Genomic DNA, 13,913 nt, shown 5'->3' on the forward strand with positions numbered 1-13,913 from the left:
GAGAACGACCGGGACCATCAGGGTGCGGGCGAGATCGAGAGCGTGAGACCGAGCGAGCGAGAGGTCGTGGGACATGGGGAAGGGCTCCATCGCGGAGCGGGGCCGATCCCCGCTCGATGGCTCCCCCTGAGGTCACGCCCCGGCCGCGATCACCGCGCAGGCATAGCCGGAAGCGGCGGCACGCTCGCGTAGCCGACCCCGAAGCGGGTTGATCGTGGAAGGTCGGGGTGTGACGGGATGCCGTCGATCAGAGCGGGGGTCGGACCGGCTCTCCCGGAGGACCTGGGCTCTTCCGTGCACGACAGCGGCTGGTCAGTGGCCCATCTTGCTGCAGGTGGAAGTTGGGCGTGCTGTGCTTAGGCGACTGAAATGGGGGCCGAAAGCGGAACGACGGATAGCAGCTAAACTGATGGAAGAGCGGCCTCAGGTTGTCACGATAATGCTGTTCACGCGCTCTGACCAACGGAAGACGCCCCTCGCTTTCGCTGCATCAAATCGGCAACATTATCCTCGATTGCGCACGGGCTTGCGCTGATGTAGGTGAGACAGACTGAAATGGACATCGCCCTTGCGATGGTTCTCAGCAATTCTCGGATGATCCGATAGAAATCTCCTGCTAGCGTGCTGTGACTATGGTCAAATGTCCTGCCCAACTTGCTCCACGCGCGCCGCTCGCGCCCGACAAAATTCAAGACGCCTACTATGTAGGTTCTCCAGAGCACAAGGCCGCGCGCTGGTGGGGCGGGCTGCCGAAGGCGTATACTGACACCGACGGTGCAGCGCGGCGTCCGGGAAAGCAACTAACCACGATCTGCCCGCTTGTAAGCGACGCCGAGCGTGACATGGCTACTGATGGGTGCGGGAAGCACTTCGCCTAGGACATCTGCGCTACTATGAGGGCGATAAAGATTTCCCTAAGCGGCTGTGGTACCGTGATCGCGATCGCAAAGTCTGGACCGGTTTTTGCGTGAACAGCGTGCTCGGCCAGTATAAGGGATGGCCGATCGACGAGGAGGAGCGAGTTGAGATTTTCGGTTGAATGGCTTGAGGGCGCTCCGAACCGCGCACCTGAGGAGCGAGCCACTGCAGCCGAGCTCCAAATTTGGCTTGGCGACAGCAATGCCGCTCTGCACTTCACTGGAGAGCGGCCGGGTTCTTTTGTACATATGCCTGTGTACACACTTGCCGAAGGACTTGCGCTCGACTGGTGGCGTCTTTTTGGCAGCCGTGAAGAGGAAATCAGCCTCAAGCGGTACCGTAGCGGCTATGCGGTTCCCGACGTACGGATGCGATTCGACGGCGCAGCCTTCGAAGTCCATGCGGAACAGTCTGTCTACCGCAATCCCGATGTTCGCTTCTGGGCCGGTCAGAGCGAGACCTTAAACCGTGAAGAAGCGGAAGCAACTCTCGGCCAGTTCATCGAAACAGTTCTTGAGCGGCTGCAGGGACGCAGCGTTGAGGGAACAACCGCAGCGCTACGCTGGGCGCGCGTTTGTGCGTCGCGGGGTGATCCAGAAGAACGAGCGTTCTGTGAGGCGGCAGCAGCCTTGGGTGAGGATCCTTACGCTATCGCCAATGCAGCGGCCAAGATGATAGATCAGTCTGCAGGGATTTTTAAAGACGAGGCCCTGACTGAATTTCTCGCTGGGGCGCGTGGCAAGGACGCGCAACGGTTGCTTGCATGGATCGATGGCGCGCGGCAGATGCCAAATTATATTGCGCGTCTTGGCGACTTGCCGGGACTTTCGGCGCAAGCGGCGCGGACCGCCCCTGCTATCGAAGGCGAACCAGGTTGGGCGCGCGGCTATCGGCGCGCGCGCGCCTGTCGCGCTGCCTTGGGTCTTGCGGATGCCGATCGAGTTAAAACCTATAAACAGCTCGCGAAACGACTTGGCAATGCGCACTTCCGAGCCAAGTCCTCAGTCGATGGCATTCGCGTCCTGCGGGAGGATGATAATCACGGCGTGATGCTGCATCTGCGCAGTCGGGAGGGGGGATCCGCCCCAACCGAGCAGCTCTTCAGCTTCGCGCGCGGCGTCGGAGACGTCGCTTGTTTTCCCGAACCCGATATTGCACCAGTCAACGACCTTTTGCACGCTTATCGACAGAGCTGTGGCCGGGCGTTCGCAGCCGAACTGCTTGCCCCGATCCGTGAGGTGTGTGCGATGTGGGAGGACGGTCGCGACTGCGTCACGATCGCCGACGAGTTCGGCGTGGGCGAAATGGTGATTGAACATCAGCTTGAGAATAAAAAACGCATTGAACAGGCATGCGCGGCGTGATCGTCACGATGTACATGTTTGGCAGAGCGAGTTTATGATCATAAATTCGAACGTCAGCTTTCTGGCGTTCCCCAAGAAGTGCCAAAAGGCCGTATTGAGGGCGCAATGTTGCCGCTCGTCTTGGGAAAGGCGTGTGTCTGCTTCGGGGCGCGAATCACCGGTCACCCCCAATCCCGGACGAAGAGCATTCAACGCCAATCTTCACGAAGTTTACTTCGCCGCAGGATTCCGCTTTGCGATCTTGGCGATCGTCGAGCGGCTGCAGCCGGTCGCCGCTTGGATGGTCGACCACGATGCGCCGGCCTGTAGCATGGTGGCGATGCCAGCATTTCGGGCCACGTTCTCGGCCCGGCCCGTGTACTTGCCCTCCGCCTTGGCCCGAGCCTGCCCCTGTGCTTGGCGGCGACGTCGGTCCTCGTAGTCCTTTCGCGCGACGGCTGCGAGAACGTCGAGCATCATCGCATTGACCGCTGCGAACATGCGTGCCGTGAACTCGTCGGCAGAGGAGGTCTGCATCCAGGAGGTCGGCAGGTCGAGAGCGACCACACGGATCTGCCGGGCGTCCAGTTCCGATCGAAGCCGTTGCCAGTCGGCCGAGGTCAGACGCGACAGACGGTCAACCTGCTCGATCAAGAGAATGTCGCCGGGGCGGCTGTCGGCGAGAAGCCGGAACAGTTCCGGGCGAGCGAGCTTGGCGCCGCTCTCGTTCTCGACATAGAGCCCGACGACCGGGATGTCGCGCTCCGTGGCGAAGTCGAAGACCTGCTGCTTGGCTCGGAGAGCGTCCTGTTGGTCTGTGGAGGCTCTGAGGTAGGCCCGCGCGTGCATTTCAGTTGCCGTTCGGTTCGCTTAGGATGGTCTCATTCTATCAGTTCGCTTTAAATGGTCAATGCGACCTATTCGAACCACCCTCAAGATGGTGCTCTTTGGGCATACCTCACTCGAACCGCTATCTTCGCGGCTGTACCAGTTCCTCGGTTTCCATGACCCGCAACGCTTCGGCCAAGGTGAGCCTCGGATGGAGGCACAGCCACTGCCCGGTGTGGCGATGCCACATCAGGTCGAAGCGCTCACCGGTCGCGTGGTCGAGGCGAGCGAAGCCGACATCGAACTCCTCGCCGGCGTTCTCCGAAAAGCCCGAACGGTATCGCTGGACGAAACTGTAGCGGCTGCCACGCCACCGCCCCGTCAACGCAATAGGATAGTTGAATGCCGTCGGCCGGATCTCGGGCAGGAAGCGCGGCACCAGAACCCCTGCGATGAAGTCTTCGCATCGGGCGGTGACCCTCGCCTTGCCCTCCTTGGACAACGTTCGAGCCCAGGTCTCGTGTTGGTCGGTCATCGCTCGTCCCCGAATCCGAACTCCACCCTCCCGTCGACGCATCGCCATGATGCGGAGACAGCACACCTTGTCGAGAGTTCTTCGACGTCCCAGCCGGTTCTCGCGGTACGCAGCGCGTGGACGGCGGCTGGCGAACCGAGCGGGCTTGGGTGCAGAAGCGGCGCCGGTTTCAGAGTTGGTCGGCCCTCCCCGAGAGCGCCATCATGCTCCATCAACCTCGAGCAGCAAGCCTAGAACATATCTACCCGTCTTCTTCGGCCCCACGAATGCGATCAAATCTCTGGACCGAAGGACGGCGATGTCGCGCTTGGCGGTCTTTGTGGAAACGCTCCAACACGACGCTATGTCAGTATGCCGTACTCGCGTCTTGTTCGTCATTTCCGCGAGAAACCATCTCTGTCTGTCGTTCAGCTCTGGCATGCTAGAAATCGCCATGGGGACATTTATGGGGACAGCCCTGGAGACATTTGCAGGGACACAAGGCGAGGAATTCGCCTGGTGAAGGTAGTTGGATGACCTAACGGAAGCGAGGTGCGCACCTTGCTGAGACCACGTGGGCTTCATGACCTCACCGGGTTGCTTTCCACCTTCGGCGTCGCCCACTTCGCCAGAGGCCGGTGCTCGTGCAGCCGCAACGACCAGATCCAGAACATTGCTCGATTCTCGAATGAGGCGAATGAGATAGTGCCCACGCGGTCCGGCTCTTCCCTCCAGCCAGTTCTTGGCCGTTTTCTCGCTGGCGCCGGTCCAGAGCATGATGATCTTGATCGCCCGATGTGTGTCCCCGAGCTCAGCTCGAAGGGCATTGGAAATCGCCCGCGCGAATGCGACAGGTGATCGATCGGCGGATGATCGGCTCGGAAAGTCATTGCCCTTTTTCGGAAACATGTTCCGGCCCCCGAACGTCTAGACTTGTTTCGCAGCGCAGGCGGCGGAGTCCGGGCCAGGGCTTCTTGCCCCGAGCACGACGGATCTCGCGCGAGCCGGAGCCGGCGGAGACGACTGTCGTGGCGGAATGGGGTCGACCAACGGAGGGAGATACCGAACGAGCGAAGCGCATCCGCGCGGCGGAATACGTGCGGATGTCCACCGAACACCAGCAGTACTCGACCGAAAATCAGGCCGACGCCATTCGCCGATACGCTGCGGCGCACGCCATCGACATTGTGAGAACTTATGCAGATGAAGGTAAAAGCGGCCTTCGCATCGAGGGTCGCAACGGGCTGAAGCTTCTTCTCGATGACATCGTCGCGGGTCGAGCCGACTTCGAGACCGTCCTCGTCTACGACGTCAGCCGTTGGGGGCGGTTCCAAGACGCCGACGAGAGCGCCTACTACGAGTACATCTGCCGCCGAGCCGGGATCGCCATCCTCTATTGCGCCGAACAGTTCCCAAACGACGGCAGTCCGATGTCGACGGTCATGAAGGGCCTGAAGAGGGCCATGGCCGGCGAGTACAGCCGCGAGCTCTCCACCAAGGTGTTCGCCGGTCAACGCCGACTGATCGAGCACGGATACCGGCAGGGCGGCCCCGCAGGGTTCGGACTTCGGCGCGTGTTGATCGATCAGACTGGATCCATCAAGGGAGAGCTGAACAGGGGCGAACAGAAGAGCATCCACACCGATCGTGTGGTGCTTCGCCCCGGCCCGGAGCCCGAAATTGCCGTCATCGCGCAGATCTACCGGACCTTTGTTGCGACGGGGAAAACGGAACGCCAGATCGCCGACGAACTGAATGCCCAAGCGATCCCCACAGACCTGGGCCGGCCATGGACGCGGGGAACTGTTCATCAGGTTCTGATCAACGAGAAGTACATCGGAAACAATGTCTGGAACCGAATGTCCTTCAAGTTGAAGCAAAAGCGGATCCGCAACGAACCGTCCGCGTGGATCCGCGCCGACGGCGCCTTTCCCGGCATCATCGACCGGAATCTCTACGACGCCGCGCAGTCCATCATTCAGGCTCGTTCATTCAGACTGTCCGACGAAGAGATGCTCGCTGGACTACGGGGGCTCTTCGAAGCGTGCGGCACGTTGTCGGGGATCGTCATCGATGAGGCGGAGGGGCTACCCTCCAGCAGCTCCTACCGCTCCCGGTTTGGGAGCCTTCTGCGCGCCTATGGGCTCGTCGGCTACAGTCCACGTCGCGACTACCGCTACATCGAGATCAATCGCGCACTGCGGCGTCTCCATCCGACGATCGTCGCCGACATCGTGAACGGGCTCACATCGGTCGGCGCGGTCGTCGCCCAGAACGCCGAAACCGACGTGATCACCGTGAACGGAGAATTCTCGGTTTCGGTAGTGATCGGTCGATGCCGGCAGTTGCCTTCTGGAGCACTGCGCTGGCGGTTGCGATTGGATGCCGGGCACCGCCCGGACATCACCGTGGCCATCCGACTCGACGCACAGAACCGCAACCCGTTCGATTTTTATCTGCTGCCCAGAATCGACGTGGCGGCACTCTGGCTGAACCTCTCCGAGGACAACGGCCTCGGTCTCGACGGCTACCGCTTCGATTCCCTCGACATTCTCTACGATCTGGCGACGCCGACCCGGCTCACGGAGGTGGCATGACCTCGAAATCACGTCCTCAGGTGATCGAGATGATTCCGATCTCGCGGATCCATGTGCTGAATCCACGGTCGCGCAACAAGAAGCAGCACCGGGAGATCGTCGACAACATCGGCGCCATCGGACTGAAGCGTCCCGTCACGGTCATCCGACGTGGCAGCAAGGAGGGCGCCGGCTACGACCTCGTCTGCGGTGAGGGTAGGCTGGAGGCGTTTCGGATGCTCGGTGCAACGGAGATTCCGGCCGTCATCGTTGAGGCGACGGAAGCCGAAGGTCTGGTGATGAGCCTCGTCGAGAACATCGCCCGCCGGCAGCATCGACCCATCGACATCATGCAGGAAATCGGCGCTCTACATTCCCGCGGCTACAGCGATGGCGAGATTGCCGAGAAGATCGGCTGTACGGCGAGTTGGGTCAACATGATCGTCACGTTGCTCGAACGCGGCGAAGAGCGGTTGGTCGCCGCCGTCGAAAGCGGCTTGATCCCCATCTCCTTCGCCATCGAAATTGCACGGGCTGAGACGAGCGAGGCGCAGCAAATCCTCATGGAGGCTTACGCGGCAGGAAAGCTCAAGGGCAAGAAGCTCACGGCGGTTCGTAAGTTGATTGATCAGCGCATGCGTCATCAGAAGGCGATCTTCGACGGAGGGCTCGGCCGCAAAAACACTCCGAAGCGCCTGACATCGGCCGAGCTGATGCGAATATACCAACGCGAGAGCGACAAGCAGCGCCTCCTCGTGGTGAAGTCGAATTTTGTCCAGAGTCGGCTGCTCTTCATGATCGAAGCACTGAAGGATCTTCTGAACGACGAAGGTTACAGAACATTGTTGCGCGCCGAAGGGCTGGAATCTCTACCTCGCATTCTGAGCGCGCGAATTGCTGGGGAGGCCGTGCAATGAAAGAGTGTGACGACAGCGGCAGCGAACGACCGATCAGGCTCTCGTTCGAGGCGGAAAGCATCACCGTCGCCATAGCCCAGCTGGTCCCACTGAAGACCTTTCGGCCTGGTCTGAAAGAAAGCTCCAAGTACACGCAAATTCTCAGTTCCATCAGAACGGTCGGCCTGGTCGAAGCCCCCGTCGTCGCCCGAGATCCCAAACATCCCGATCGCTATTTCCTGCTCGACGGCCACCTTCGGATCGAAGCCCTGAAGGACATCGGCGTAAGCGAGGTCGAGTGCATCGTCTCGACCGACGACGAGACCTACACCTACAACAAGCGGGTCAATCGCCTATCCGCCGTTCAGGAGCACGGCATGATCCTACGGGCGATCGAACGAGGTGTTCCAGAGGTACAGATCGCCGAAGCGCTCGGGCTCGATCCGAAATCGATCCAGAGCCGGGTTCGCATGTTGAACGGGATATGTCGGGATGCCATCGACATCCTGAAGGACAGTCCCTGCCCAATCGGCGTGTTCTCTCTGCTCCGCCAGATGGCGCCGATCCGGCAGATCGAAGCCGCAGAGATCATGGTCGGGCAGAACAACTTCACTGCCGTCTTTGCGCGCGTACTTCTGGCCGCAACGCCGGACAAATTGCGCGTGACACTGCGAAAGAAGAAGGACGCCGGCACATCGATCACCTCCGACCAGCTCGTGCGCATGGAACGAGAGCTGTTCAATCTCCAGATGCAAGTGAAATCCGTCGAGGAAAGCTATGGAGCAGACAACCTTCAGCTGATCTTGGCGATCGGCTATGTGAAAAAGCTTCTCGCCAATTCACGTGTCGTGCGCTGGCTCACCCAACACCACCCGGAATACCTGAGTGAGTTCGAAGCGATGGCCGGCATAGAGAGCTTCACCGACGGCAAACTCGCCGCCGAGTGACGTTGCGGAAAACGGATCTGGAGTCGATGAGTACCTCTTATCGATGGTGAGCCATCTCTGTCGAGATTCTTGCCGGCTCCAGCCGAGGCGTGCTAATTTGAGGCTCGTTCTCGAAAGGCGCGCCATGTCCGAACCGCAGCTCTCCATCCGCAGCGCCAAGGCGAAAGAGCTCGCCCGGGCGCTCGCCCGCCGGACGGGGATGCCGATGAACCGGCTCGTCGAGGAGGCGCTGGAGCGCTTCGATGGCGCGCTTCGGGCCGGCGCCCATGCCCATCCGATCGATGCGGTGTGGGATCTGGCGGCCGAGGGCCGGCATGGGGTGACGCCGGGGACCACCTCCGTCCACGACGACCTCTACGACGACCACGGCCTCCCGAAATGATCGCCGTCGACACGTCCGCGATCCTCGCCATCGCCCTCGATGAACCCGAAGCGGAGACCTTCAAGGCGGCGCTTCGCCGCGACGGTGTCCTGATCGGCTGGCCGACCCTGTTCGAGACCCGCATCGTGCTCGCTGCCAAGGGGTTCGCCAATGCCGCCGAGATCGTCGCGCGGCTGGCGGCGGCGCCCAATGTCACCGCCGTGCCGTTCGACGCCAGGCACTACGCCGCCGCCGAGACGGCCTATGAGCGCTTCGGCAAGGGGCGCCATCCCGCCGCGCTCAACATGGGCGACTGCTTCGCTTATGCGGTCGCCTCGGTCGCCGGTTGTCCGCTCCTCTTCAATGGGGGCGACTTCGGTTTGGCGGACGTGGTCCGTCATCCGGATGCCGCCGTGCTCGGGGGCAGTCGATGAGCGTCGGCGCCCTGATCGCCGGCCCTGAGACGAAACGCGCGCTCGCCCTCGATGCGCTTGCTGCCATTCTTCCCGCCGATCGGCGCGGTCGTCTCGCAACCGTCCTCTCCGACGACGACGTCGCCACGCTGCGCCATCTGGCAAAGCGGGGCATCGGCGAGAACACGCTGCGCGCGCTCGCCTCCGATCTCGCCTATCTCGAGGCCTGGTGCCGGGCGGCGGTCGGCGCGCCGTTGCCGTGGCCGGCGCCGGAGAGCCTCGTCCTGAAGTTCGTCGCCCATCCCACCACCTCTGGGATCCGGACGAACGCGCCATCGATCACGATCACGGCATGCCGGAAGAGGTGGCGAGCCGAGGAAGGTCTCGGCGCACGGGCTGCGCTCGGGGTATCTGACAGAAGCCGCCCGGCAGGGGGTGTCGTTGCCCGAGGCGATGGCGCAGTCGCAGCACCGCTCTGTGCAGCAGGCCGCCCGGTACTACGACGACGCCGGGCGGAGGAGCGGGAAGGCGATGCGGCTCTGAGTGGCACCTCCCACGAGTTGGTGTCGGAAGGGTCGCACGAGAGGCTCACCGTCGATCTGTTCCCCCGCGCTCGGTCGCCTCACTCGATTGGACTGGAGCAACCGGACGGCGCACAAGGATCGGCTCGTCGGCATGTTCGACGCGGAAGCCCCGGCTTCGTACGCGGATGCCGATGTCGGCTCACCTTCCGGCGACGCGTCGGGCGAGGAGCCGAGATGTCGACCGGAAACTCCAACACCGAATGTGCCGGATTTCTGGGATCGAACCACACGCCGCCCTCTCCGCGACCGCGCCGCGCGGCTCAGCGATCGCGCTTCCGGAGCGCGCCCACGACCACGGTGTAGAAGACGGGGACGAACACCACGGTCAACACCGTCGCCGACACCATGCCACCGAAGACGCCGGTGCCGATCGCGTGCTGCGTTTCGGAACTGGCGCCGCGCGCCAGCACCAGGGGGACGACACCGAGCGCGAAGGCGAGCGACGTCATCAGGATCGGGCGGAACCGCAGACGCGCCGCCGCGACGGTCGCCTCCACGACCCCGAGACCCTGGCCTTGCAGGTTCTTCGCGAACTCGACGACGAGGATCGCGTTCTTCGCGGACAGCCCGACGATGGTGATCAGGCCGACCTTGAAGAAGACGTCGTTCTCCAGGCCGCGCAGCAGGACCGCGGCGATGGCGCCGAGCATGCCGAGCGGCACCACCAGCATCACCGCGAACGGGATCGACCAGCTCTCGTAGAGCGCGGCCAGGACGAGGAACACCACCAGCATGGACAGCGCCAGCAGGAGCGGCGCTTGCGCCGCCGATTGTTGCTCCTGCAAGGACTGGCCGGTCCACTCGATCATGAACCCGTTGGGCAACCGGGCGGCGAGGCGCTCCATCTCCGCCATGGCCGCGCCGCTCGAAAAGCCCGCGCCGGCGCCGCCGGCGATCCGGGCGGCGGGGTAGCCGTTGTAGCGCGACAACTGAGCCGGACGGGTCTCCCAAACCGGCGTGACGAGTTCCGACAGCGCGACCATGCCGCCGGCCGCATTGCGGACGTGCAGCTTCAGCACGTCTTCGACCTGCATGCGGCTCGGCGCATCGGCTTGGACGATGACCTGCTGCAGACGGCCGGCATTGGCGAAATCGTTGACATAGGTGGATCCGATGGCGCCGCCGAGGGTGTCGGCGATGGCCGAGAACGACACGCCGAGCGCCTCGGCCTCGAAGCGATCGATCTTCAGGGCAACGCTGCTGCCGTCGGGCAGGTCCTCCGAATAGACACCCGTGACGACGTTGCTCCGTGCGGCATCCCGCACCAGCTGCCTTTGTGCCGCCAGCAAGGCCGCGTGGCCGTGATTGGCGCGGTCCTCCAGGCGGAGCGAGAAACCCGAAGCGTTGCCGAGCGCCTCGATCGCCGGCGGCTTCAGAACGAGGGCCGCGCCCTCGGGCACACCGGCCAGGGCGGTCGTCGCCGCCGCGATCTCGACGTCGACCGTGGTGCTGCGCCGATCCCATGGCTTCAGCGTCGTGAAGGCCAGAGCGACGTTCGGGCCGGAGCCGGAGAGGCCGAAGCCGAGAACCGTCGTGTTCGCCTCGATGTCCGGACGCGTGGCCAAGTATGCGTCATAGAGGGCGGTCGCGGCGCGCGTCCGCTCCATCGTCGCTTCGGCGGGCAAGGTGAACGCCGTCATGAAGCTGCCCTGGTCCTCCTCCGGCACGAAGGCGGACGGCACCAGGGCATGGCCGAAGGCGAGCATCGCGAGGATGACGGCATAGAGCGCCAGCATTCGCCCGCTCCGTCGCACGAGCACCGCAACCGTGCCGACGTAACCCGCGGTCAGACGACCGAACCCGCGATCGAACCAGCCGAAGAAGCCGGTCTTGCCGCCGTGTCCGGCGTCGACGGGTTTCAGCAGCGTCGCACACAGCGCCGGCGTCAGAGTGAGCGCGAGAAAGGCCGAGAACAGGATCGACACCGCCATCGCCAGCGAGAACTGGCGGTAGATCGCGCCGACGGAGCCGCTGGCCAGCCCCATCGGGATGAACACTGCCGAGAGCACCAGCGTGACCGCGACGATGGCTCCGGTGACCTCCCTCATCGCCTTGGCCGTCGCCTCGCGCGGCGGCAGGCCCTCCTCCGCCATGATGCGCTCGACGTTCTCGACGACGACGATGGCGTCATCGACGATGATGCCGATGGCCAGGACCATGCCGAACATGGTGAGCGCGTTGATCGAAAAGCCGGCGAGCCACATCACCGCGAAGGTGCCGAGCAGGGCGATCGGCGCGACGATGGCGGGCACCAGCGTGTAGCGCACCTTCCCCAAGAACAGCAGCATCACGAGGAACACCAGAACCATCGCCTCGGCGAGCGTCTGGACGACCTTTTCGATCGACATCTTCACGAACGGGGCGATGTCGTAGGAAATGCCATATTCCATGCCGGAGGGCATGGCGCGGGCGAGATCGGCGAGGCGCGCGCGGATGGCGGCGGCGGTGGCGACGGCATTGGCGCCGGGCGTCAGCTGGATCGCGGCGGCGGTCGCCTCGCGGCCGGCGTCACTGATGGCGAAGGCGAGGGTCTGCGCGCCCAGTTCGACCCGGGCGACGTCTCCGAGCAGCAACTTCGATCCATCCGTCTCCGAACGCAGCACGATGGCGGCGAAGTCCTCCGGCGTCGACAATTGCCCTCTCACCGTGAGTGGGATGCCGACGCGCTGGCCGGGTACGGTCGGTTCGGCACCGAGGCGACCGGGGGCGATCTGCACGTTCTGCGCCTGGATCGCCTGCGTGACCTGGGCGATCGACAGCGCGTGGGCGACGAGCCTGTCGGGGTCGACCCAAATGCGCATGGCCCGGTCCGCGCCGAAGGACTGCACGCGGCCGACGCCGTCGATGCGCCGCAGTTCGGGCGCCAAGTAGCGGCTCAGATAGTCGCCGAGCGCCAGCTCGTCCTGCCGGTTGTCCCGAGAGCGCAGCGTGACGATCATCAGGAAGCCGGAGGAGACCGCCTCGACGCCGATGCCGCCGCGCCGCACGATCTCGGGCAGGCGCGCCTCCGCCGCCTTGAGGCGGTTCTGCACGTCGACCTGTGCCAGTTCCGGGTCGGTTCCTGGCTTGAAGGTCGCGGTGATGCTGGCGGCGCCCGACGTGTCGGCGGTACTCTCGACATAGAGCAGGTTCTTCACGCCCGACAGCTCGCGCTCGATCGGGCCGATGACGCCGTCTTCGACCGACTGGGGCGTCGCGCCGGTGTAGGTCGCGGTGATGCCGATGCTCGGTGGTGCGATGTCGGGAAAGCGCGCGATGGGGAGTTGGGGGATCGCCAGAATGCCGGCCAGGGCGATGAAGATGGCGACGACCCAGGCGAAGACCGGCCTGTCGATGAAGAACTGCGGCATGTCGGATCGCTTTCCTCAGGTCTTTCCGGCGCCGGCCGGCACGTACGGCGTCGTCTCCAGCACCACGTCGCCCTGCACCCGGTCCTGACCCTGAACGACGATGGTCTCGCCGGGCTCCAACCCGGAGTGGACGAGATGGCGGCCGCGGATCACCGGGCCGAGTTCGACGGGGCGCCGGCTGCCGCGTTTGTCGGCGCCGACCACGATGAGGAACGGTTGCGCGGCATCGTCGCGCACGACCGCCTCCTGCGGCACGAGCAGCGCATTCCGACGCACGGCGCGCGGCAGATCGGCACGGACATACATACCCGGCAGGAGCAGCCGCTCGGCGTTCGGCACCTCCAACCGCACGGTGACGTTGCCGGTGCCCGGCTCGACACTGATGTCGGAGAACAGCACCCGTCCCGCCATCGGATACGGACGACCATCTGCGGCATGGAGGGTGACGGGCAGCGAGGCCACCGCGTCGTCGGCGGCCGCGGCGCGCAAGGTGTCGAGCCGAGCGGACGATTGGCGCAGATCGACATAGACGCGGTCGATCTGTTGCACGACGGCGAGCGGCGTCGACATCGTCGTCGACACCAGGGTGCCTTCGCTCGCCAGCGCCGGGCCGATCCGCCCGGCGATCGGCGCGCGCACCGACGTGAATTCGAGATCGAGCTGCCGCCGCCGCAGTGTGGCGCGCGCCTCGGCGACCGTCGCCGTCGCCTGCGCGAGATCGGTGACGGCGTCGTCGTACGCCTCGCGACTGATCGCCTTGCTCGGCAACAACGCGGTGGCGCGCTCTTGACGCAGCCCGGCGCGGGTGAGACCCGCCTCGGCGCGCTGCAGCACCGCCGCAGCGCTGTCGACGTCCGCTTCGAACGGCGCCGGATCGATCTGGAACAGCGTCTGTCCGGCGGCGACCTCGCTTCCCTGCACGAACAGCCGCTTCTCGATGATGCCGCCGACCTGCGCACGGATCTCGGCGACTCGGAACGGGGCGACACGGCCGGGCAATTCATCCACGAGCGTCACCGTCTCCGGGACGACGGTGACGACGATCACTCGGGCGGGCGCCGCAGCCTGTCCGTCTCCCTCGGTCCCTCGCCTGTCGTCGCATCCCGCCAGGAGCAAGGTTGCGAGCACCCACGCCGCCACCGCCCTCCGTCCCGCTTTCGTCTCGGCCATCTCTTCCCGTCCA

10 protein-coding genes and 1 pseudogene are annotated in these 13,913 nt (G+C 64.2%); 7 read left to right on the top strand and 4 right to left on the bottom strand.

Annotation, left to right across the window (positions count from 1 at the left end; genetic code table 11):
- Nucleotides 1-1,022: 1,022 nt before the first annotated feature.
- The gene (locus J3S89_RS13370; RefSeq protein ID WP_217928089.1) at nt 1,023-2,282 is read left to right on the top strand and encodes a M78 family metallopeptidase domain-containing protein; all 1,260 of its coding nucleotides are present in this window, start codon (nt 1,023-1,025) and stop codon (nt 2,280-2,282) included.
- Between the two features lie 210 nt (nt 2,283-2,492).
- Here the strand turns inward: J3S89_RS13370 and J3S89_RS13375 are convergent, their stop codons facing one another.
- Both J3S89_RS13375 and J3S89_RS13380 read right to left on the bottom strand, forming a co-directional pair.
- Entirely contained in the window at nt 2,493-3,110 is a 618-nt protein-coding gene (locus tag J3S89_RS13375) for a recombinase family protein (protein ID WP_217928091.1), read from the bottom strand.
- A 121-nt stretch (nt 3,111-3,231) separates the two neighbouring features.
- Nucleotides 3,232-3,624 carry a DUF3024 domain-containing protein gene (locus J3S89_RS13380; RefSeq protein WP_217928093.1) on the bottom strand — a complete coding sequence of 131 codons (393 nt, stop codon included), beginning with the start codon at nt 3,622-3,624 and terminating at the stop codon, nt 3,232-3,234.
- Between the two features lie 1,007 nt (nt 3,625-4,631).
- Between J3S89_RS13380 and J3S89_RS13385 the strand changes: the two genes are divergently transcribed.
- The 6 genes and pseudogenes from J3S89_RS13385 to J3S89_RS23135 form a co-directional block, all read left to right on the top strand.
- Nucleotides 4,632-6,200: a recombinase family protein gene (locus J3S89_RS13385; RefSeq protein ID WP_338020051.1), complete on the top strand. Its 1,569-nt coding sequence runs from the start codon at nt 4,632-4,634 to the stop codon at nt 6,198-6,200.
- The gene (locus J3S89_RS13390; protein ID WP_238483853.1) at nt 6,197-7,096 is read left to right on the top strand and encodes a plasmid partitioning protein RepB C-terminal domain-containing protein; all 900 of its coding nucleotides are present in this window, start codon (nt 6,197-6,199) and stop codon (nt 7,094-7,096) included. The genes J3S89_RS13385 and J3S89_RS13390 overlap by 4 nt, the downstream gene beginning before the upstream one ends.
- Nucleotides 7,093-8,022: a plasmid partitioning protein RepB C-terminal domain-containing protein gene (locus J3S89_RS13395; RefSeq protein ID WP_217928095.1), complete on the top strand. Its 930-nt coding sequence runs from the start codon at nt 7,093-7,095 to the stop codon at nt 8,020-8,022. Before J3S89_RS13390 ends, J3S89_RS13395 begins: the two co-directional genes overlap by 4 nt.
- 124 nt (nt 8,023-8,146) lie before the next feature.
- Nucleotides 8,147-8,404, top strand: coding sequence for a type II toxin-antitoxin system VapB family antitoxin (locus tag J3S89_RS13400; protein ID WP_217928096.1), 258 nt, complete (start codon nt 8,147-8,149; stop codon nt 8,402-8,404).
- Nucleotides 8,401-8,817 (top strand): type II toxin-antitoxin system VapC family toxin, encoded by a 417-nt coding sequence (locus tag J3S89_RS13405; protein WP_217928097.1) that lies wholly within the window; start codon nt 8,401-8,403, stop codon nt 8,815-8,817. The genes J3S89_RS13400 and J3S89_RS13405 overlap by 4 nt, the downstream gene beginning before the upstream one ends.
- Nucleotides 8,814-9,184: pseudogene (locus tag J3S89_RS23135) on the top strand (integrase); the annotation flags it as partial. The gene J3S89_RS13405 and the pseudogene J3S89_RS23135, both read left to right, overlap by 4 nt.
- Before the next feature lie 456 nt (nt 9,185-9,640).
- Here J3S89_RS23135 and J3S89_RS13415 read toward each other — a convergent pair.
- On the bottom strand, nt 9,641-12,730 hold the full coding sequence (locus J3S89_RS13415) for a multidrug efflux RND transporter permease subunit (protein ID WP_217928099.1): 3,090 nt from the start codon (nt 12,728-12,730) through the stop codon (nt 9,641-9,643).
- Between the two features lie 15 nt (nt 12,731-12,745).
- Complete coding sequence (locus J3S89_RS13420; RefSeq protein ID WP_217928100.1) at nt 12,746-13,900, bottom strand: efflux RND transporter periplasmic adaptor subunit; 1,155 nt, start codon at nt 13,898-13,900, stop codon at nt 12,746-12,748.
- Nucleotides 13,901-13,913: the final 13 nt, after the last annotated feature.

It is taken from the genome of Pinisolibacter aquiterrae (genome assembly GCF_019160155.1).
GTDB lineage: Bacteria > Pseudomonadota > Alphaproteobacteria > Rhizobiales > Ancalomicrobiaceae > Pinisolibacter > Pinisolibacter aquiterrae.

Bases quoted from the DNA above. Each gene is read 5' to 3' on its own strand.
- J3S89_RS13395 (WP_217928095.1), top strand. From the start codon at position 7,093: ATGAAAGAGTGTGACGACAGCGGCAGCGAACGACCGATCAGGCTCTCG.
- J3S89_RS13375 (WP_217928091.1), bottom strand. From the start codon at position 3,110: ATGCACGCGCGGGCCTACCTCAGAGCCTCCACAGACCAACAGGACGCT.
- J3S89_RS13380 (WP_217928093.1), bottom strand. From the start codon at position 3,624: ATGACCGACCAACACGAGACCTGGGCTCGAACGTTGTCCAAGGAGGGC.
- J3S89_RS13400 (WP_217928096.1), top strand. From the start codon at position 8,147: ATGTCCGAACCGCAGCTCTCCATCCGCAGCGCCAAGGCGAAAGAGCTC.
- J3S89_RS13415 (WP_217928099.1), bottom strand. From the start codon at position 12,730: ATGCCGCAGTTCTTCATCGACAGGCCGGTCTTCGCCTGGGTCGTCGCC.
- J3S89_RS13405 (WP_217928097.1), top strand. From the start codon at position 8,401: ATGATCGCCGTCGACACGTCCGCGATCCTCGCCATCGCCCTCGATGAA.
- J3S89_RS13390 (WP_238483853.1), top strand. From the start codon at position 6,197: ATGACCTCGAAATCACGTCCTCAGGTGATCGAGATGATTCCGATCTCG.
- J3S89_RS13420 (WP_217928100.1), bottom strand. From the start codon at position 13,900: ATGGCCGAGACGAAAGCGGGACGGAGGGCGGTGGCGGCGTGGGTGCTC.